The sequence below is a fragment of the Aeromonas tecta genome (genome assembly GCF_000820185.1).
GTDB classification, from domain to species: Bacteria; Pseudomonadota; Gammaproteobacteria; order Enterobacterales; family Aeromonadaceae; genus Aeromonas; species Aeromonas tecta.
Genome location: NZ_CDCA01000025.1, coordinates 100089 through 120120, shown reverse-complemented (window position 1 = coordinate 120120; position 20032 = coordinate 100089). Strand labels below are relative to the sequence as shown.

At 58.7% G+C, this 20032-nt stretch carries 15 protein-coding genes and 1 tRNA gene; 8 read left to right on the top strand and 8 right to left on the bottom strand.

What is annotated here, in order from left to right; all coding sequences use genetic code 11:
• Positions 1–4: 4 nt before the first annotated feature.
• The 4 genes from btsR to adhE all read right to left on the bottom strand — a co-directional run bounded on the left by btsR (position 5) and on the right by adhE (position 6772).
• Positions 5–709, bottom strand: a complete 705-nt coding sequence (btsR, locus tag BN1137_RS09705; RefSeq protein ID WP_050718401.1) for a two-component system response regulator BtsR — start codon at positions 707–709, stop codon at positions 5–7.
• Positions 706–2397 carry a sensor histidine kinase gene (locus BN1137_RS09700; RefSeq protein WP_050718400.1) on the bottom strand — a complete coding sequence of 564 codons (1692 nt, stop codon included), beginning with the start codon at positions 2395–2397 and terminating at the stop codon, positions 706–708. Before BN1137_RS09700 ends, btsR begins: the two co-directional genes overlap by 4 nt.
• 352 nt (positions 2398–2749) lie before the next feature.
• The gene (locus BN1137_RS09695) at positions 2750–3988 is read right to left on the bottom strand and encodes an HD-GYP domain-containing protein (RefSeq protein ID WP_050718399.1); all 1239 of its coding nucleotides are present in this window, start codon (positions 3986–3988) and stop codon (positions 2750–2752) included.
• 108 nt (positions 3989–4096) lie between these two features.
• Positions 4097–6772, bottom strand: a complete 2676-nt coding sequence (adhE, locus tag BN1137_RS09690; protein ID WP_050718398.1) for a bifunctional acetaldehyde-CoA/alcohol dehydrogenase — start codon at positions 6770–6772, stop codon at positions 4097–4099.
• A gap of 1070 nt (positions 6773–7842) precedes the next feature.
• On the opposite strand from adhE, the gene BN1137_RS09685 reads away from it, so the two are divergent.
• The 7 genes from BN1137_RS09685 (at position 7843) to BN1137_RS09655 (ending at position 15639) form a co-directional block, all read left to right on the top strand.
• Positions 7843–8478: a YchE family NAAT transporter gene (locus tag BN1137_RS09685; protein WP_050718397.1), complete on the top strand. Its 636-nt coding sequence runs from the start codon at positions 7843–7845 to the stop codon at positions 8476–8478.
• 281 nt (positions 8479–8759) lie between these two features.
• Positions 8760–10376 (top strand): ABC transporter substrate-binding protein, encoded by a 1617-nt coding sequence (locus BN1137_RS09680; protein ID WP_050718655.1) that lies wholly within the window; start codon positions 8760–8762, stop codon positions 10374–10376.
• A gap of 99 nt (positions 10377–10475) precedes the next feature.
• Positions 10476–11396 carry an oligopeptide ABC transporter permease OppB gene (gene oppB / locus BN1137_RS09675; RefSeq protein WP_050718396.1) on the top strand — a complete coding sequence of 307 codons (921 nt, stop codon included), beginning with the start codon at positions 10476–10478 and terminating at the stop codon, positions 11394–11396.
• 14 nt (positions 11397–11410) lie between these two features.
• Entirely contained in the window at positions 11411–12322 is a 912-nt protein-coding gene (oppC, locus tag BN1137_RS09670; protein WP_050718395.1) for an oligopeptide ABC transporter permease OppC, read from the top strand.
• Between the two features lie 93 nt (positions 12323–12415).
• Positions 12416–13396: an ABC transporter ATP-binding protein gene (oppD, locus tag BN1137_RS09665; protein WP_050718394.1), complete on the top strand. Its 981-nt coding sequence runs from the start codon at positions 12416–12418 to the stop codon at positions 13394–13396.
• Positions 13397–14392, top strand: a complete 996-nt coding sequence (gene oppF / locus BN1137_RS09660) for a murein tripeptide/oligopeptide ABC transporter ATP binding protein OppF (RefSeq protein ID WP_050718393.1) — start codon at positions 13397–13399, stop codon at positions 14390–14392.
• Between the two features lie 290 nt (positions 14393–14682).
• Complete coding sequence (locus BN1137_RS09655; RefSeq protein WP_050718392.1) at positions 14683–15639, top strand: TerC family protein; 957 nt, start codon at positions 14683–14685, stop codon at positions 15637–15639.
• A 57-nt stretch (positions 15640–15696) separates the two neighbouring features.
• On the opposite strand, the gene alr is transcribed toward BN1137_RS09655, so the two are convergent.
• Positions 15697–16923 (bottom strand): alanine racemase, encoded by a 1227-nt coding sequence (gene alr, locus BN1137_RS09650; protein ID WP_050718391.1) that lies wholly within the window; start codon positions 16921–16923, stop codon positions 15697–15699.
• A gap of 173 nt (positions 16924–17096) precedes the next feature.
• Here alr and BN1137_RS09645 point away from each other — a divergent pair, with 173 nt between their 5' ends.
• Complete coding sequence (locus BN1137_RS09645) at positions 17097–17543, top strand: methyltransferase family protein (RefSeq protein WP_050718390.1); 447 nt, start codon at positions 17097–17099, stop codon at positions 17541–17543.
• Between the two features lie 54 nt (positions 17544–17597).
• Here the strand turns inward: BN1137_RS09645 and BN1137_RS09640 are convergent, their stop codons facing one another.
• The 3 genes from BN1137_RS09640 to BN1137_RS09630 form a co-directional block, all read right to left on the bottom strand.
• Positions 17598–18857 carry a dicarboxylate/amino acid:cation symporter gene (locus tag BN1137_RS09640; RefSeq protein ID WP_050718389.1) on the bottom strand — a complete coding sequence of 420 codons (1260 nt, stop codon included), beginning with the start codon at positions 18855–18857 and terminating at the stop codon, positions 17598–17600.
• Positions 18858–19061: 204 nt separating this feature from the next.
• Positions 19062–19538, bottom strand: coding sequence for a CC0125/CC1285 family lipoprotein (locus tag BN1137_RS09635; RefSeq protein ID WP_050718388.1), 477 nt, complete (start codon positions 19536–19538; stop codon positions 19062–19064).
• 146 nt (positions 19539–19684) lie between these two features.
• Positions 19685–19761: transfer RNA gene (locus tag BN1137_RS09630), tRNA-Pro, on the bottom strand.
• Between the last annotated feature and the right edge of the window lie 271 nt (positions 19762–20032).

Below are 20032 nucleotides of genomic sequence, written 5' to 3'. Positions count from 1 at the left end.
GCGTTTACTCCAGTCCGAGTTCATCCCTCAGTGCCTTGAGATAGCGGCGACTGACCGGCACCCTGGCGCCACTCGGCGTGACTATCTCGGCCAGTTGGTTCTCCAACAGCTGGATCTCGAAGATGGCCGTGGGCGCCACCAGATATTGACGGTGAGAGCGCAGCAGCGGGGTCTTCTCCTCCAGAGACTTGAGGGTGAGCTGAGTGTGGAACAGTTCTCCCTGACAGGCGACGTGCACGCCGCCGAGATCCGAGAAGGCAAATTCCACCTGCTCGATGGGCAGCAGCCGCACCCGGTTGTGCAGATAGCCGGGGATGTGGCGGATGCTGGGGGCCAGCACCGCCACGGGTTGCGGGCTGAGATCTTGCCGCAGTCGCCCCAGCGTCTTGGCGAGGCGGGCGGGCTCCACCGGTTTGAGCAGGTAGTCAAACGCGTTCTCCTCAAAGGCCTGGATGGCGTAGTCATCAAACGCCGTGACAAACACGATGCGGGGCAGGGGGTCTAGCATGGCGACCAGCTCCATGCCGCTGAGCTTGGGCATCTGGATGTCGAGAAACACCACATCCGGCTGGAGTCGTTGGATGAGGGGAAGTGCCTCGATGGCATTGGCGGCCGAGCCCAGGATCTCGATATCGGGCTCGGGGGAGAGCAGCTCGGCCAGCTCCTCACGGGCATAGGGTTCATCGTCGACGATCAGGACGCGGATCATGTGCTCTCCTTTGAGGGAAAATGAGGGGCCTTGGGAAGGGTGAAAGAGACCCGGGTCCACTGCTCGGGCTCGCACTGCACCTGGATGCCGAAGGCGTCGCCAAAGGTACTCTTGAGGCGCTTGTCCACAATGCTCATGCCAAGCCCGTCTCCCGCATCCCCTGCCTGCCAGGCCCCGGCGTTGTCCTCCACACAGAGAGTGACCCTGTCTTGACTCTCCTCGGCGAAGAGGCGGATCCGGCCCTGCTCCAGCAGGGAGCAGATGCCGTGCTTGATGGCATTCTCGATGAGGGGCTGCAGGGTGAAGCTCGGCAGCGTGAGAGCGCCCAGATGGGGCGGGATCTCGTTGATCACGGTCAGCCGCTCGCCGAAGCGGGCCTGCTCAATCTCCAGATAGGACTGGCAGTGCGCCTGCTCCTCTTGCAGGGTGGCGAGATCGTCCTGGCGCTTGAGGTTCTTGCGAAAGAAGCGGGACAGGTGCAGCAGCAGCTGGCGGGCCCGCTCCGGATCGCGGCGGGTGATGGCGCTGATGGTATTGAGGGTGTTGAACAGGAAGTGGGGGTTGATCTGGGCCTGGATCAGCTTCAGCTCAGACTGCACCAGCAGCCGCTGCTGCTGCTCCAGCTGGCCGCTCAGCAACTGCTGTGACAGCAAGTTGGCGATCCCCTCTCCCAGGGTGTGGTTGATCTTGAGAAACAGCCGTTTCTTGGGCTCATACAACTTGATGGTCCCGATCACCCCCTTGTCCCCCTGCAGCGGGATCACCAGCACCGAGCCAAGCTGGCACTGGGGGGAGATGCTGCAGCGATAGGGCTGACGGTTGCCGTCGGCAAACAGCACCTTGTTCTGGGCAATTGCCTGCAGGGTGATGGCGGAGGTGATGGGGGTGCCCGGCTTGTGGTGCTCCTCACCGGTGCCGATGAAGGCCAGGATCTTGTCGGTGTCCGTGATGGCGACAGCGCCGACCCCGGTCTCTTCCTGCACTATGTGAGCAATCTTCTGGCTGGCATCACGGGTAAAGCCCTGGGTCATGATACCGACGGTGCGGTTGGCAATGGTGAGCGCCTTGGCGGAGAAGACCCGGGAGAACTTCTCGTACATCTGTTGCTGGTCACGGATCATGCTGATAAACAGCGCCGCGCCGCAGGAGTTGGCCAGGATCATGGGGGTGGCGATGGTGCGCACCAGCTGCAGGGCGTGCTCGAACGGATTCGCGACCAACAGGATGATGATCATCTGCAAAATTTCGGCGTAGAGGGTCGTGAAGAAGGCGACCCTGGGCTTGAACAGCGCATCCACTCGATTGGTGCGCATCAGCCGCCAGTGCACCAGGCCTCCCAGCAACCCCTCGCAGGTGGTGGAGATGGCGCAGGCGAGATCGGTAAAACCACCCAGGGTATAGCGATGCAGGCCGCCAGTCAGCCCCACCAGGAAACCCACCAGCGGGCCTCCCAGCAAGCCCCCCAGTACGGCACCGACGGCGCGGGTGTTGGCGATGGCGTCGTCGATGTCCAGTCCCACATAGGTGCCGAGGATGCAGAAGCTGGAGAAGATGACGTATATCAGGATCTTGTGGGGCAGTCTGACCGAGTAGTTGGCGAGCGGGCGCAGCAGCGGACTCTTGGAGAAGAGATAGGCGATGACCAGGCTGACACTCATCTGCTGCAGCAGAGAGAGGACTAACTGCATAAAAAATGTTCCTTTAAAACCATGCTGACGGTGACACCGGGATGGCGTTTTGTGATCTCGATCGGGTTGCGCTCCCCGTCATGGCCGTATTGCGGGGAGCAGTTTGCCAGAATGGTTGTTTAAAACCACATTAAATCAGCATGTTAAATTGATATTTGTGTAATCGAGGCGAGCTTGATATTGCTGGAGGGAGCATGAAGGTATCCCCTGGATACGCCACACGGAGGTGGCATGCTCCGCCCGGCCTTCGGCTGGGCGTTTTTTATCCAGCCCCAATAGCGGACGATTTTGAGGGGGATTTGGTAATTATTCAGGTTTGTCCAATGAGTTATCCCCAGCTTCTGGGGATAACTCAGAAGGCGAAATAGTAACAGAAGCGTCGGGTCAGGTTGAAAAACAGCCGCTGCCCCTCATCCAGCTCCTCCTGGCGAATGAAGGCGGTGATGGTTCTCTCGTCTTCCCGCAGATCGATCATCGCGACCCCTTCCGGGCGCTGCGCCTTGTAGTAAGGCTGCACCTTGGGTTTGAGTGGCATGCTGGGTTCGGTCGAGAGCACCAGCGCCACCGAATCATCGTCCAGACGCACCAGGGAGCCGGGCGGATAGACCCCCAGCACCTTTATCAGCAATCTGACCAGATCTTGATCGAACTTCTTCTGGGACAACTTGTAGAGCTGAGCGATGGCCTGACTCGGGGCGGCCGGGTTGGCACTGCTGCGTGGGTGCAGTAATTCGTCATAGTAATCCACTAGGCCGATGAGGCGGGCGAGGGGCGGTATCTCGCCACCCTTGATGCCGAGCGGGAAACCACTGCCATCGAGCCGCTCATGATGCAGATGCGCCACCTGGCGGATCTTGGGCTCGAAAGCCTGCAGCTGGTTGAGCATCTCCAATCCGTACTGGGGATGCATGTTGAGAAAGTTGAGCTCGGCCTTGCTGAGTTCCCCCCGTTTCTGGGTGATCTGGCTCGGGATCCTAAGCTCCCCGATATCATGTACCAGCCCGGCTAGCCCCACCTCTTCCATCTCGACGGGGTTCATGCCCAGTTCACGGGCCATCAGCATGGCGATGAAGGCCACGTTAAGGCTGTGTTGCAGCAGGATGTCGGTGTGCTGGCTGCGGATCAGGTGCAGGCCGAGTGGCCCCTCATGAGCGCTGATGCGGGTGGCGGCGTCACGGACTATCTGCGTGGTATTGGCGAGCCCCTCGTCAGGCTTGAGATTGAGGGCGCCCAAGGCATCACGCAACTCGGACAGGGACTGACCGAATGCCTTGTCGGCAGAGCGCAAGGAACGGCGAAAGGCTTTCTCATCGAACGAAAACGGCTCAGGCTGTAAGGGCTCGTCCAGTGCCGGGTGATGGTCCACGGACGAAGGGAGGGTGTCACCGCGCAGTAGGGGCTCGACCGGCAGATCGCTGCGCTCGGGATCCACCATCAGCAGGGTGAGTTCGAGGTGGCGGATGATGTCGAGCTGTTGTTGGTCGCGGATCTTGAAGGCGCTGAACATGAAGGGGTGGCTAGTCCATCCCGTGGGGAGATGAATGTAGTGCCCGACTCTTAATTGCTCGATGGAGGCTTGGATCAGCGCCATAAACTCGCTCTTGTGTCGTGTTTACCTACCAACAAGCTAGCAAAATTAAACAGATAGACAAACAAAAAGCCCGCGCATCTGCGCGGGCTTTTTCATTCAGGCCGGTTATCAGGCCTTGGATTTCTTCTTGCTCTCAACCTTGGTCTCTACCTTGGCTTCCACCTTGGTCGCTACCTGAGCTTCCTCGGTGAAGGGACGGCCGTAGTAGGTGTCCATCAGAATGGCTTTGAGCTCGGTGATCAGCGGGTAGCGCGGGTTGGCGCCAGTGCACTGGTCATCGAAGGCTTCCAGCGCCAGCTGGTCAACCTTGGCCAGGAAGTCAGCTTCGTTCACGCCAGCTTCGCGGATGGAGGCCGGGATGCCCAGGGTGGCTTTCAGCTCATCCAGCCAGGCCAGCAGCTTCTCGATCTTGGCCGCGGTACGGTCGCTGGTGTTGGTCAGACCCAGGTGGTCAGCAATTTCGGCGTAACGACGACGAGCCTGCGGACGATCGTACTGGGAGAACGCGGTCTGCTTGGTCGGGTTGTCGTTCGCGTTGTAGCGGATGACGTTGCTGATCAGCAGGGCGTTGGACAGACCGTGCGGAATGTGGAACTCGGCACCCAGCTTGTGCGCCATGGAGTGGCAGACACCCAGGAAGGCGTTGGCAAACGCGATACCGGCGATGGTGGCGGCATTGTGCACCTTCTCGCGGGCAACCGGGTCGTTGGCACCATTCTGGTAGCTGGAAGGCAGGTACTCTTTCAGCAGTTTCAGGGCTTGCAGCGCCTGACCGTCGGAGTACTCGTTGGCCAGTACGGAAACGTAGGCTTCCATGGCGTGAGTCACCGCATCGATACCACCGAAGGCGCACAGGGACTTGGGCATGTTCATGACCAGGTTGGCATCGACGATGGCCATGTTCGGGGTCAGCTCGTAGTCGGCCAGCGGGTATTTCATGCCGGTGGCATCGTCGGTCACGACCGCAAACGGAGTCACTTCAGAACCGGTACCTGAGGTGGTGGTGATACAGACCAGGTCGGCCTTCACGCCCATTTTCGGGAACTTGTAGATACGCTTGCGGATGTCCATGAAGCGCATGGCCAGATCCTCGAACGCGGTGTCCGGGTGCTCGTACATGACCCACATGATCTTGGCCGCATCCATCGGTGAACCACCGCCCAGCGCCAGGATGACGTCCGGCTTGAAGGAGTGCGCCATTTCGGCACCCTTGCGTACCACGGACAGAGTCGGGTCGGCTTCCACTTCGTAGAAGACTTCCACTTCCATGTTCAGCTTCTTGAGCAGACGAACCACTTCGTCGGCGTAACCGTTGTTGAACAGGAAGCGGTCGGTGACCACCATGGCGCGTTTTTTACCTTCCAGATCGCCCAGGGCAATCGGCAGGGAACCACGACGGAAGTAGATGGACTTCGGAAGTTTGTGCCACAGCATATTTTCTGCCCGTTTTGCGACTGTCTTCTTGTTGATCAAGTGCTTGGGACCGACGTTCTCGGAGATGGAGTTACCACTCCAGGAGCCGCAACCCAGGGTCAGGGACGGAGCCAGGGCGAAGTTATACAGGTCGCCGATACCGCCTTGAGTGGACGGGGTATTGATCAGGATCCGGGCGGTCTTCATCTTGTCGCCGAAGTACTTGATGCGGTCGGCGTTGCGATCCTGGTCGGTGTACAGACCGGAGGTGTGGCCGATACCACCGATGTTGACCATGTCGCAGGCCATTTCAACGGCGTCTTCGAAGTTCTTGGCGCGGAACATACCCAGCGTAGGGGAGAGCTTCTCGTGAGCGAACTCGTCTTCGGCGCACAGCTCCAGACCTTCACCGATGAGGATCTTGGTGGTAGCCGGTACGGTCACGCCCGCCATGGCGGCGATCTTGGTCGCGGGTTGACCCACGATGTCGGCGTTCAGGGCGCCGTTGATCAGCAGCACTTTACGCACCTTGTCGGCTTCGTCCTTGGACAGGATGTAACCGGCGTGGGTGGCGAAACGCTCTTTGACCTGGTTGTAGATGGAGTCAACCACGATGACGGCTTGCTCGGAGGCACAGACCACACCGTTATCGAAGGTCTTGGACATCAGGATGGAGGCGACGGCGCGCTTCACATCGGCGGTTTCGTCGATGACGATAGGCACGTTACCGGCGCCCACACCGATGGCAGGTTTGCCTGAGGAGTAAGCGGCTTTCACCATGCCCGGGCCACCGGTGGCCAGGATCAGGTTGATGTCATTGTGCTTCATCAGCGCGTTGGAGAGCTCAACAGAGGGTTGGTCAATCCAGCCGATGATGTCTTTCGGGGCACCGGCGGCAATGGCGGCATCCAGTACCAGCTTGGCAGCGGTATTGGTGGAGTTCTTGGCGCGGGGGTGCGGAGAGAAGATGATGGCGTTACGGGTCTTCAGCGAGATGAGCGCCTTGAAGATCGCGGTAGAAGTCGGGTTGGTGGTCGGAACGATACCGCAGATGATGCCTACCGGCTCGGCGATGGTGATGGTGCCCATCTCGTCATCCTGGCTCAGGATGCCGCAGGTCTTCTCATCTTTATAGGCGTTATAGATGTATTCGGAGGCGAAGTGGTTCTTGATAACCTTGTCTTCGATGATACCCATACCGGATTCGGCCACGGCCATTTGGGCCAAGGGGATACGGGCGTTGCTGGCGGCCAGGGCTGCGGCGCGGAAAACCTTGTCTACCTGCTCTTGCGAGAAGCTGGCGAATTCACGCTGTGCTTCTTTGACGCGGGCAACCAGTGCATCCAGTTCAGCCAAATTGGTTACTGCCATGTTTATCTCCTGATGATTTGAAAACTGTTTAGTAAGACCTTGGCAATGCCCGGCAATTATAGCCGCCCTGTCAAGGATAGAATCACCATAACGGGGTATTTACATGTCTTAGTAAACTGCTTTCTGACTCGATTATGAGCGGGGTCGCGCCAGAAAAACTTGATCTGGATCATATGTAACAAAAGAACAAAAGAAATTTTGTTTCACAGATGTAGGTCTACCGTGGTCGCAGACGGCCTACGCCCATGGCTGGCGCGTCTCGCTGTGCTACCAGCCTATTTTATTATTTATATTTCATGTGGTTATAGATTAATTGTCGGCGAGGCTCCAAGCCGAGTCCAGTCAGCATGGCAGGGGGGAGCCCCTGGAAATGGGCCCTCAGCCGCTAGCACAAGGGTTTTCCACACAGCGAACAGGGGAAAAATCGTGTTCTTTTTATTCAAAACTGCCGGCACCCATTGGCGATGATACCTCAATAGCAGGAATTGGTATCGTTTGATGCCGTAACGTCTTCGGCAGTCCAGCAGCGTTCCCGTCCAACAAGGTCGGCCGCTAAGCCCCCAGGGGGAGTCATCTGCTCATCATGGGCTCGGTAGCTGCAACTGGCCTTCATCTCTATGGGCAGAGGCTGCGCAAGTCATCAGGAAGATGGGGCTGTTCTGCAATGGCAGGAGCAGCGGAAAGCTGTCAGTAATAGAGGACGAAATAAGAAATGGCAGCGGCAAGGTTAGGCGGCAGAGATCCCGGACTCGGGCCAGACGCAGATCGTGAATGCCTTGTTATGCTCTCCCGATCTCATCCATGAAAGGCGATTTTAGCGAAGGGAAATGTCGCAAGAGTCAACATGGGTAGAATAAAGCGCTGACGGGGTGCATCGAGATGTTAATTTACCAGACTAGATATTAACAACTCAATATGTTGATTTTTGTCGATCCATTAGAGGAACTAACTGAAAAGCCACGGAAAGGGTGAGATTATTTGATTGGTGAAGGTCTTGGCCATGGTGTAAATTTACGCACAGTTTTTGTTGGGATGGCCCATGTGGCCCCGTTTGATTCTGGATGGCGCCTATGGCAGCAATTGACCTCTCTTTATACCTGAAGTTTTTCGTTGGCCTGTTTGCGATCATCAACCCGCTGGGGTTGTTGCCGGTCTTCGTCAGCCTGACCGGCCACATGCAGCCGGACGAGCGGCGCAAGACCAACACCACGGCGCACATCGCCGTGATGGTCATCCTGATCGTGTCCATGTGCATGGGGCAGTTGATCCTGGATGGTTTTGGCATCTCGCTGGCCTCGTTTCGCATCGCCGGTGGCTCGCTGATCACCCTGATTGCCTGGTCCATGTTGCAAGGCAAGCTCGGTGAGGTGAAACACAACAAGCAGGAGAAGGGCGAACTGGCCGCGCGCGAATCCATCGCCGTGGTGCCGCTGGCGCTGCCGCTGATGGCTGGGCCCGGGGCCATCTCCTCTTCTATTGTCTACGCCAGCCAGAAGACCCTGCCCCAGATGCTGGGCATGTTCGTGGTGGTGATGGCATTTGCCTACTGCTCCTGGCTCATCTTCCGCGCCGCGCCACTGCTGTTCAAGCTGATGGGCAACACCGGCATCAACGTGGTCACCCGGATCATGGGGCTGATCATGATGTCCCTTGGCATCGAAATCATGGTGGCAGGCATCAAGGGCGTCTTTCCCGGATTGATGTGATTCAGGTCTGTTTTGTCAGAGCCGGTCCTCGTGACCGGCTTTTTATTGTTTCTTTTTTGGGCACCATTTTTTAGAATCGGGCGGGGCTGTATGTAAAAGCATCACCCCGGCCTGTTTAAATGCTAGGGAATGGCGTAAAAGCTGTTTATTTAACCAGGACCCCGCACCAGTTCTGATGATATCTGTTGCATTATCAGAAATGACAGGGAATTATGCTGACTGCGACCTCAGGCTCGCACTTATGACAAATGCATGGAATGTTCTTGTTGGAGTAAATGGAAATGACTCATAAAAAAACAATGATAAATACCCTTTTATTGGCTGCGCTATTCGGTGGAGCCAGCTTGGCTCAGGCCGCTGATGTTCCCGCTGGTACCAAGCTCGCCCCCGAGCAGACTCTGGTGAAAGGTAACGGTTCAGAACCCGCGACCCTCGACCCGCACAAGACCGAAGGAACGGTCGAATCCAATATTCTGCGTGACCTGTTTGAAGGTCTCGTCTCTTCTGGCCCCAAGGGTGAAACCCTGCCTGGCGTCGCCGAGTCCTGGGAAACCAAGGACAACAAGCACTTCGTGTTCCACCTGCGCAAAGATGCCAAGTGGTCTGATGGCTCACCGGTCACCGCCCATGACTTCGAATATGCCTTCAAGCGTGCCGTGGATCCGAAAACCGCGTCTCCTTACTCCTGGTATTTGGAAATCCCGACCATCGTCAACGCCAGCGCCATCATTGCCGGCAAGCAGCCGTCCGATAGCCTGGGTGTGAAGGCGGTCGACGACTACACCTTCGAAGTGCAGCTGGAAAAAGCGGTCCCCTATTTCGTCAGCATGCTGTCCCACACCACCACCTACCCGGTACCGAAGGCGGTGGTCGAGAAGTTTGGTGACAAGTGGACTCAGCCTGCCAATATGGTCTCCAACGGTGCCTACAAGCTGAAGGATTGGGTGGTCAACGAGCGCGTCGATGTCGAGCGTAACCCCAACTACTGGAACAACGCCAAGACAGTGATCGAGAAGGTGACCTATCTGCCGCTGCAGAACACCGCAGATCTGAACCGCTATCTGGCCGGCGAAGTAGACATGACCTACCAGATGCCCATCGAACGCTTCAAGCAGATGAAGAAGGAGTATCCGAAAGAGGTTCAGGTCAGTGGCTACGTGGGCACTTACTACTACCAGTACAACTTCAAGCACAAGCCGTTTGACGACGTGCGGGTGCGTACCGCGCTCTCCTATGCCATCGATCGCAACGTGATCGCTGACAAGGTGATGGGCAAAGGCGAGACCCCGGGTTACACCCTGGTCCCTGACTTCGTTGATGGCTTCAAGCCGGTCGCCCCGGCCTGGTCCAAGCTGACCCAGGCCGAGCGCGATGCCAAGGCCAAAGAGTTGCTGACCGAGGCCGGCTACGGTCCGGGCAAGCCGCTCAAGTTCGAGCTGCTCTACAACACCGACGACAACCACAAGAAGGTCGCCGTTGCGGTCGCCTCCATGTGGAAGAAGCTGGGCGTGCAGGTGAGCCTGGTGAACCAGGAGTGGAAGACTTACCTGGAAACCAAGAAGCAGGGTAACTTCGATGTGGGCCGTGCCGGCTGGATCGCCGACTACAACGAAGCCTCCTCCATGCTGGATCTGATGCAGACCACCCACGGCAACAACGACGGTAAGTACTCCAACCCGGCGTTCGACAAGCTGATGAACGAGTCCCGTGACCAGGTGGATGCGGATGCGCGCAACAAGCTCTATGTCCAGGCCGAAGATATCCTGGCCAAGGACATGCCGATCGCCCCCATCTATCAGTACGTGACCTCCCGTATGGTGAAACCTTTCGTGGGCGGCTACCCGGCCAACCCGCTGGATAACCTCTACAGCAAAGACATGTACATCATTGCTCACTGAGTAAAGTAACAAGTCGCATAACAAGCAGGCCCGCCGGATGGCGGGCCTTTAAATTACAACCGCGACCCTATTGGAAGCAGTACAGGACAGGAAATGTCTATGTTGAAATTCATTTTTAAACGGCTACTGGAAGCGATCCCGACCCTGCTGGTCTTGATCACCGTCTCCTTCTTCATGATGCGTTTCGCCCCGGGCAATCCCTTTACCAGCGAACGCTCCCTGCCGCCGGAAGTCTTGGCCAACATCGAGGCCAAATACGGTCTGGACAAGCCCATCGGCGTGCAATACCTCACCTACCTGGGCAACTTGGTGCAAGGTGACCTCGGTCCCTCCTTCAAGTACAAGGACTTCAGCGTCAACGATCTGGTCAGCCAGGCGCTGCCGGTCTCGGCCAAGATAGGCTTTGCCGCCTTCGTGCTGGCGGTGACTCTGGGGGTCATCTTCGGCACCATAGCGGCGCTCAAACAGAACACCTTCGTCGATTATCTGCTGATGTCGTCGGCCATGGCCGGGGTGGTGATCCCGGGCTTCGTGCTGGCGCCCTTGCTGGTGCTCTTCTTCAGTATCTATCTCGGCTGGTTCCCGGCCGGGGGCTGGCAGGGGGGAGGGGTGCAATTCATGGTACTGCCGGTGTTTGGCATGATGATGTATTACATCTCCGCCATCTCGCGCATCATGCGTGGCAGCATGATTGAGACCATGAACTCCAACTTCATCCGCACCGCCCGCGCCAAGGGCCTGCCGCTGCGCCACATCATACTGCGCCATGCGCTGCGTCCGGCCATGTTGCCGGTTGTCTCCTACCTGGGCCCGGCCTTCGTCGGCATCATCACCGGCTCGGTGGTGATCGAGACCATCTTCGGTCTGCCGGGGATCGGTCAGTTGTTCGTCAACGGTGCTCTCAACCGTGATTACTCCATGGTGCTCGGTCTGACCATTCTGGTCGGCGCCCTCACCATCACCTTTAACGCCGTGGTCGATATTCTCTATGCCGTTATCGATCCCAAGATCCGTTACTAAGTCGGGAGTTCATCATGGTTGTTTCAACTGAAAAGCGCGACGCCGTCGAGGCGTTTGCCCAGAAAGTGGAAGTGGTGGAAGGACGCTCCCTGTGGAAGGATGCCCGTCGCCGTTTCCTGCGTAACAAGGCTGCCCTCACCAGTCTCATCATCCTGACCATCATCGCTCTGGCGGTAATAGTGGGGCCTCATCTGTCCCAGTTTACCTTCGATGATCCGGACTGGGGTGCCATGCAAACCGCGCCGGACATGGAAACCGGTCACTGGTTTGGTACCGACAGCCTGGGCCGCGATCTGTTCGTGCGTACCCTGCTCGGCGGGCGCATCTCGCTGATGGTCGGCATCATGGGCGCCATGGTAGCCGTGGTCATCGGCACCCTGTATGGCGCGGCCTCCGGCTTTATCGGTGGGCGCGTCGACAGTCTGATGATGCGTATTCTCGAGATCCTCAACGCCTTCCCCTTCATGTTCTTCGTGATCATGCTGGTGACCTTCTTCGGTCGCAACCTGGCGCTCATCTTCCTCGCCATCGGCGCGGTGAGCTGGCTGGACATGGCGCGGATCGTGCGAGGCCAGACCCTGAGCCTCAAGAGTAAGGAGTTTATCGAGGCGGCCCACGTCTGTGGCGTCTCCAAGTGGAAGATCATCACCCGTCACATAGTGCCGAATGTGCTCGGTATCGTGGCCGTTTACGCCACCTTGCTGGTGCCGGGTATGATCATGTTCGAATCCTTCCTGAGTTTCCTTGGGCTCGGTGTCCAGGAACCCATGACCAGCTGGGGCGCCCTGCTGGATGAAGGCTCCAAGTCGATGGAAGTGGCCATCTGGCAACTCTTGTTCCCCGCCGGTTTCATGGTGGCGACCCTGTTTTGCTTCAACTTCCTCGGGGATGGTCTGCGTGACGCGCTCGATCCCAAGGATCGCTAACGAGTGCAGCCAAGGCGCAGTAATAGCGCCAATGGCCTGGTCAAGCATCCCGAAGAATTGATAAGAGCCACGAGGTTCGATAAGGAGTTTTTTATGAAATTACTGGATGTGAAAGATCTGCGGGTCGAGTTCAAGACCCCGGACGGCAATGTGGTGGCGGTCAACGATCTCAACTTCTCCCTGGCGGCAGGCGAGACCCTGGGGATCGTTGGCGAGTCAGGCTCCGGCAAGTCCCAGACGGCATTTGCCATCATGGGCCTGCTGGCCAAGAACGGGGTCATCACCGGTTCGGCCAAATTCCAGGGGGAGGAGATCCTCAACCTGCCGGAGCACAAGCTCAACAAGATCCGCTCCGAGAAGATCGCCATGATCTTCCAGGACCCCATGACCTCGCTAAACCCCTATATGAAGGTGAAGGATCAGCTGATGGAAGTGCTGATGCTGCACAAGGGGATGAGCAAGGCGGCGGCGTTTGAAGAGTCGGTGCGCATGCTGGACGCGGTGAAGATCCCCGAGTCGCGCAAGCGGATGAACATGTACCCGCACGAATTTTCCGGCGGCATGCGCCAGCGGGTGATGATCGCCATGGCGCTGCTCTGCCGTCCGCAGCTGCTCATCGCCGATGAGCCCACCACGGCGCTGGACGTGACGGTGCAGGCCCAGATCATGACCCTGATGAACGAGCTCAAGAGTGAGTTCAACACCTCCATCGTCATGATCACCCACGACTTGGGCGTGGTGGCTGGCATCTGTGACAAGGTGCTGGTGATGTACGCTGGCCGGACCATGGAGTACGGCCGAGTCAACGACATCTTCTATCGCCCGAGCCACCCCTACACCGAAGGCTTGCTGCGCGCCATTCCCCGCCTCGATACCGAAGGGGAAGAGCTGCCCACCATCCCCGGCAATCCGCCCAACCTGCTGCGTCTGCCCACCGGCTGCCCCTTCCAGGAGCGTTGCCACCGAGTGCACGCAATTTGTGGTCAGCAATCCCCGATCCTGACGCCCTTTGGCGACGGGCGGGAGCGGGCTTGCCACTGGGTATCGGATGCCATGGTCAAGGGAGTGAACTAAATGGGTACTGACAAGAAACTGCTGCTGGAAGTGTCTGATCTTAAAGTCCACTTCAGCATCAAGAGTGACAAGGCCTGGCCCTGGGCCAAACCCTCCGCGTTAAAGGCGGTGGACGGGGTGACCCTGCGGCTGTACGAGGGGGAGACCCTCGGTGTGGTCGGGGAGTCCGGCTGTGGCAAGTCCACCTTCGCGCGGGCGCTGATCGGCCTGGTGCCGGCCACCGACGGCAAGGTGGTCTGGCTTGGGCAAGATCTGACCAAGCTGGAACAGGGGGCGCTGCGCGAAAAGCGCAAAGAGATCCAGATGATATTCCAGGACCCGCTGGCTTCCCTCAACCCGCGCATGACCATAGGCGACATCATCGCCGAGCCGCTCATCACCTTCTATCCCAACCTCTCCAAAGAGCAGGTGAGGGAGAAGGTGCGCGCCATGATGACCAAGGTGGGGCTGTTGCCCAACCTGGTCAACCGCTACCCCCACGAGTTCTCCGGCGGTCAGTGTCAGCGTATCGGCATAGCCCGGGCGCTGATCCTCGAGCCCAAGATGATCATCTGTGACGAGCCGGTGTCGGCGCTGGATGTCTCCATCCAGGCCCAGGTGGTCAACCTGCTCAAGTCCCTGCAAAAGGAGATGGGGCTGTCGCTCATCTTCATCGCCCACGATTTGTCGGTGGTCAAACACATCTCGGATCGGGTGCTGGTGATGTATCTGGGCAACGCGGTGGAGCTCGGCACCCGCCAGGAGATCTTCGCCAACCCGCTGCACCCTTACACCAAGGCGCTGATGTCGGCGGTGCCCATCCCGGATCCGGACTTGGAGCGCAGCAAGGTCATCCAGATCCTGGAAGGGGATCTACCGTCGCCGATGAATCCGCCGTCCGGCTGCGTGTTCCGCACCCGTTGCCCGGTCGCGGGCCCGGAATGCGCCAAGACCCGCCCCATGCTGGAGGGGAATTTCGACCATGCGGTCTCCTGCCTCAAGGTGGATCCGCTCTAAGGTCGATGCCATGAAGAGGGGCGCCCAGCTGGCGCCCCTCTTTTTTTGCATGGCAGATAAGATGCCCCTTGGCGTTATCTTTCGAGGTTGCTATTATCCGCCCAACAAGGGGAGTAACTTCTCGCTGGTTTGTCGTCATTACGGTGCACCCATTTCCTGCAGTGCACCCGGCAGCCAGGCAGCAATCCAATTGCTGTAAGTGAGACCTTGCCGAGAGGCAAGGTGTATCTGCTCCAACGCAAACCCACGCCTCTCGGTCGTGGGTTTTGTCGTTTTTGGGAGAAGTGAACATGGGTGAATGGTGGATGTGGACCGGTTTCTTCAGCATAGTGCTGGTCCTGTTATGGATTGACATCCGTTTTGTCGGCGGTGGCAAGGCGCACAAGGTGTCGCTCAAGGAGGCGGGCATCTGGTCCCTGGTCTGGATCAGCGTGGCCTTGCTGTTCAACCTGGCCATCTGGTTCTGGCTGGATCACAGCGCAGGCCGGGAAATTGCCAACCAGAAGGGGTTGGAGTTCCTCACCGGCTACCTGATTGAGAAGGCGCTGGCGGTGGACAACGTCTTCGTCTGGCTGATGCTGTTCGGTTACTTTGCCATTCCGGCCGAGCTGCAGCGCCGGGTGCTGCTGTACGGGGTGCTGGGTGCCATCGTGATGCGGGCCGGCATGGTGTTCGCCGGCAGCTGGCTCATCGAGCAGTTCCACTGGATCCTCTACCTGTTTGGTGCCTTCCTGCTGTTGACTGGGGTCAAGATGTTGTGGGCCGCCGACAAGGAGCCGGATCTGGCCAACAACCCACTGCTGGGTTGGATGCGTCGTCGCTTCAAGGTGACGGAGACCCTGGAAGGGGAGAACTTCTTCGTCTGGCGTGATGGGGTGCGCTATGCCACACCGTTGCTGTTGATCCTGGTGCTGGTGGAGGTGAGTGACCTCATCTTCGCGGTGGACAGTATCCCGGCCATCTTCGCGGTGACCACGGATCCCTTCATCGTGTTGACCTCCAACATCTTCGCCATCATGGGTCTGCGCGCCATGTACTTCCTGCTGGCGGGTGTGGCCGAGCGCTTCAGTCTGCTCAAGTACGGGCTGGCGCTGATCCTGATGTTTATCGGGGTCAAGATGCTGCTGCTGGACGTGTTCAAGATCCCGACCGGCATCGCCTTGGGTGTAGTCGCGCTGATCTTGGTGACCTCCATGGGGTTGAGCCTCTGGGTCACTCGCAAGAAAGACGGTGTGAAAACGGCTTGATTGCCAAACCATTAAAAAGGGCTCCTGCGGGAGCCCTTTCTTATTTCCGATCCGCTATCAGCGCTTGATCTTCTTGGGATTGGTGTAGCCCCAGATGGTGTACATGTCCGCCAGCAGGGCGCCATTGTACTCTTCCAGATCCGCCTGCTTTACCTCGGCGTCGCCCTGGCGGCCAAACAGCACCACCTCGTCACCGGGTTTCACGCCCTTCAGATCGGTCACGTCCACCATGATGGTGTTCATGGAGGTCTTGCCGACCACCGGCACCTTCTGACCCTGGATCAACACATAGGCCTTGTTGCTCAGCGCACGGCGATAGCCATCGGAGTAACCGAGCGGCAAGTTCGCCAGCAGGGAGTCACGCTTGAGGGTGAAGGTGCGGTCATAGCCGACGGTATTGCCAGCCGGGTAGTGATTGACCGAGGCGATCTGGGTCTTGAACGCCATGACGCGCTTGTATTCGGTGTAGGAGGGGATGGAGTCGCCGTACAGCAGGCCGCCCGGGCGCACCATGTCGAAGTAGGCGTCAGGTACTTCCAGGGTGGCGAAGGAGTTGGCGGCATGGATGGTGATCTTGCTGCGATCCAGCTTGCCCGCTTCCAGCAGCCACTGGCTGTCGAGCTTGAACTGGGCCAGGCCCAGCTTGACGTCCTCTTTCTCCTCCACCGGGAAGTGGGTCATGATGCCGACCGGGGTGATGCCCTTGAGTTGGAGCATGGCCAGGGCCTCGTCCTTGGCGCCGGATTGGCGCAGATCGATGCCGTTGCGGCTCATGCCGGCTGAGTTCAGGCCGATGTGCACCGGGATCTGGGTGTTGTGACGCAGGGCGATGTCGGAGATGCCCTTGGCGCTTTCCAGGCTGCCGATGAGCTCTTCCAGCTTGTAGGGCAGCGCCTGCTCCACTTCATTGGGGGTGGCGGCACGGACCCGCATCAGTCGGCCTTCGAAGCCCTTCTCGCGGGCCACGCGGGCCTCTTCGTTGCTGGCGATGCCGATGCAGGGAATATTGGCTTTGACCACGGAGGGCACCAGCAGATCGATGCCATGACCGTAGGCATCGGCCTTCATGATGGCGCAGATCTGCGGGCCCTTGTCGCCGAGGCGATCCTTGAGGGTCTGGATGTTGTGCTCAAACGCACCCAGATCTACTTCCAGCCAGGCGTTGGCGGCGGTCTGCTCCTGGCCGTTGCGGGTGTCGCTGGCGAGTGGCAGGTAAGGGGCGGCGACCGCCTGACCGGCGAGCAGGCCGAAGACCAGGGTCGCGAGCAGGGTTTTCTTGTGCATGGGATGATTCCTTCTTATTGTTCCTGTTGAGGAGGTCTTGGTTCAGATGCGAGAGACGGTGTTGCTGGGCTGTTGTTTCTATGTAGATGATCTCTTTAACTTTTTACCCAGTCACCGGCGATGCGAGTGTATCTCATTGGTGCCATTCGTGGCACTTTTTACAGGAAGAAAATATGCGTTTCGAGCTCCGAATCCCACCTTTGTTGCTGTTTGTCGTCATCGCGCTCGCCATGTGGCTGGGGAGCGAGGAGGCGAGGGGGAGAGGTGTCTTGCTGGTACTGACCGGGGGGCTTTGGTTGGCGGGCGCTGTGCTCGGGGGCGGGGCGCTCCTGCACTTTCAAAAGCAACGCACCACGGTCAATCCGATCCGTTTGCAGCAGAGCCGGGTGCTGGTGACGGAGGGGGTCTATCGCATCAGCCGCAATCCCATGTACCTGGGGCTGCTGTGCTGGCTGATGGCGCTGGCTTGCTATCTTGGCGGTGTTTGGGTCTGGCTTGGTCCCTTGCTGCTGGTGGCCTGGCTCACCCGCTTTCAGATCCTGCCAGAAGAGCGGGCCCTGCGCGCCCGCTTCGGTATTGCCTACGTACAGTACTGCCATCGGGTGCGGCGCTGGTGCTGACACAGGCACAACAAAAAGGCCCGCAGTTGCGGGCCTTTTTCATGATGCGAGTCATCACGCCTTGGCGAGTGTGGGCTCGTCCAGAGGCTGGGTCTCTCCCAGGCTGTCCTCGGTCTTGGCCACCACGCTGGCTGCGATGGCGTTGCCCAGCACGTTGGTGGCGGAGCGGCCCATGTCGAGGAAGTGATCGATGCCCAGCAGCAGCAGGATACCGGCTTCCGGGATGTGGAACTGGTTCAGGGTGGCGGCGATCACCACCAGCGAGGCGCGCGGCACACCCGCCATCCCCTTGGAGGTGACCATCAGCAGCAGCAGCATGGTGATCTGCTGCGCCATGGAAAGCTCGATGCCATAGGCCTGGGCGATGAACATGACCGCGAAGGTGCAGTACATCATGGAGCCGTCCAGGTTGAAGGAGTAGCCCATCGGCAGCACGAAGCTGGCGATGCGCTTGTCACAACCGAACTTTTCCAGTCGGTCGAGCGTCTTGGGATAGGCGGCTTCGGAGCTGGCGGTGGAGAAGGCGAGCAGGATGGGCTCGCGGATCATGGCCAGCAGGGTGAATATGCGGCGGCGGATAAACAGGCTGCCCATGGCGATCAGCAGCAGCCAGAGGCAGGCCAGAGCCAGATAGAACTGGGCCATGAAGCTGCCGTAGGTCACCAGGATGCCGAGCCCCTCTTTGGCGACCATGGCGGAGATGGCGCCAAACACCGCGAAGGGGGCGAAGTTCATCACGTAGCCGGTGACTTTGAGCATGATCTCGGCGGTGCTGGCCATCAGGGTGACCACGGGTCTGGCCAGATCGCCGAGGGCGGCGGCCGCCAGGCCGAAGAACAGCGAGAACACCACGATCTGCAGGATCTCGTTGGTGGCCATGGCCTCGATCACGCTCTTCGGAATGGCGTGGGTGACGAAGTCCTTGAGGCTGATGGCGCCGGCGACGACCCCTGAGCTGGCGGTGTCATCCGGCAGGGAGAGGGAGAGGCCGACACCCGGTTGCATCAGGGTCACCATCACCAGTCCCAGGGTCAGGGACATCAGCGAGGCCAGCATGAACCAGCCGAGGGTCTTGGCGCCGATGCGGCCCACGGTGCGGGTGTCGCCCATCTTGGCAATGCCCACCACCAGAGTGGTGAACACCAGAGGAGCGATGATCATCTTGATAAGACGCAGGAAGATGTCGGTCAAGATGGTGATGTCATTGGCAAAACCGGCGGCCTGATCGGGCGCCAGCAGGCGGTAGCCTTGGCCAGTAGCAATGCCAAGCAGCATCGCGATAAGGATGGCTACCGTCAATTTGTTCATTTTCATGGGGGTGTCCCAGTGTCGATATGTGCAGTGCGTGTGTCGGTGGCAGGGTGCCACCGTAGTCCGTTTTTGTGATCCGGGCCATGGAATCCTGACAGCCGGTGTGCTGGCAGCATGCCTAATCACGGAATGGAAATCCAGCGGCTTATGGCAGAACTTTATGTTGTTATTAGTTGTATGTGATATAGATCTTGCATTTAACTTATATTAATCACTGTTTATTTTTACGTTTGCAATATAAACAGCTTCCAGACTCTTGTCGTCCAGTGGGCGGTGGCTGAGGGAGAAGGTCAGCAGGGCCGAGATGCGATGCTCCACGTGCATGTCGTCCATGAAGGTATCGGGTTCGTATTCATCGAAGCCAAATTGCGGGCGCGTCGGGGTGACTCTCACCGCGTCCCGCGCCATGGTCAGCTCCTGCACGTTTACCCAGGCGTAGCCTTGCGCCAGCGCCATCTCCCCCGCGCGTTTGAGCACGTATTTACGGGCCGTCTCCCTGTCCACCAGATCGTTGCCGACAAACTCCAGTTGCCACTTGTCAGCCCCGAGCCGGGTCTCGGAGAAGCCGGTCTGGCCGTTCCAGAAGGATTTTTCGCTGTCATAGGCGGTGGCGCAGCCGCCGAGCAGGGTCAGCAGGCTCCCGCACAGGGCGAGGCAAAGGAGGGCAGAGCGGGGAAAGGACATCTTGCGGGCCGATTGACGAAACACCGCATCACTACAACACAAACCGATCGGCGAGACAATCGCGGGTCGGCTGATAGCGCCACAGGGGCCACTCGCCGCACAAAAGAAAAGGCCTTGTCGTTTGACAAGGCCTTTCTCGGGGAATTTGGTCGGTGTGAGAGGATTCGAACCTCCGACCCTCTACACCCCATGCAGATGCGCTACCTGGCTGCGCTACACACCGACGGAGTCAGCTCGGCTGACGGGGGCTGAGTTTATGGAGATGGTCCTGCCCTGTCAACAGAGGAAATGGTACTTCGAGACTGTTCGCCTGCTTTGCGAGCAACTTCGGATCAAAGTGCGACCAAGGACTCCCTTTTTCGGCATCAATCCGCCTGCCGCTATGAAAAACGGCCGCCCTGATGGGCGGCCGTTTGGCACTTAATTACCAGGAGGCAGAGATCAGCGATTGAAGGTCAGCCGCTTGCCGAGCACCTGATCGGTGACCTGACCGT

Bases quoted from the DNA above. Each gene is read 5' to 3' on its own strand.
- btsR (WP_050718401.1), bottom strand. From the start codon at position 709: ATGATCCGCGTCCTGATCGTCGACGATGAACCCTATGCCCGTGAGGAG.
- BN1137_RS09700 (WP_050718400.1), bottom strand. From the start codon at position 2,397: ATGCAGTTAGTCCTCTCTCTGCTGCAGCAGATGAGTGTCAGCCTGGTC.
- BN1137_RS09695 (WP_050718399.1), bottom strand. From the start codon at position 3,988: ATGGCGCTGATCCAAGCCTCCATCGAGCAATTAAGAGTCGGGCACTAC.
- adhE (WP_050718398.1), bottom strand. From the start codon at position 6,772: ATGGCAGTAACCAATTTGGCTGAACTGGATGCACTGGTTGCCCGCGTC.
- BN1137_RS09685 (WP_050718397.1), top strand. From the start codon at position 7,843: ATGGCAGCAATTGACCTCTCTTTATACCTGAAGTTTTTCGTTGGCCTG.
- BN1137_RS09680 (WP_050718655.1), top strand. From the start codon at position 8,760: ATGACTCATAAAAAAACAATGATAAATACCCTTTTATTGGCTGCGCTA.
- oppB (WP_050718396.1), top strand. From the start codon at position 10,476: ATGTTGAAATTCATTTTTAAACGGCTACTGGAAGCGATCCCGACCCTG.
- oppC (WP_050718395.1), top strand. From the start codon at position 11,411: ATGGTTGTTTCAACTGAAAAGCGCGACGCCGTCGAGGCGTTTGCCCAG.
- oppD (WP_050718394.1), top strand. From the start codon at position 12,416: ATGAAATTACTGGATGTGAAAGATCTGCGGGTCGAGTTCAAGACCCCG.
- oppF (WP_050718393.1), top strand. From the start codon at position 13,397: ATGGGTACTGACAAGAAACTGCTGCTGGAAGTGTCTGATCTTAAAGTC.
- BN1137_RS09655 (WP_050718392.1), top strand. From the start codon at position 14,683: ATGGGTGAATGGTGGATGTGGACCGGTTTCTTCAGCATAGTGCTGGTC.
- alr (WP_050718391.1), bottom strand. From the start codon at position 16,923: ATGCACAAGAAAACCCTGCTCGCGACCCTGGTCTTCGGCCTGCTCGCC.
- BN1137_RS09645 (WP_050718390.1), top strand. From the start codon at position 17,097: ATGCGTTTCGAGCTCCGAATCCCACCTTTGTTGCTGTTTGTCGTCATC.
- BN1137_RS09640 (WP_050718389.1), bottom strand. From the start codon at position 18,857: ATGAAAATGAACAAATTGACGGTAGCCATCCTTATCGCGATGCTGCTT.
- BN1137_RS09635 (WP_050718388.1), bottom strand. From the start codon at position 19,538: ATGTCCTTTCCCCGCTCTGCCCTCCTTTGCCTCGCCCTGTGCGGGAGC.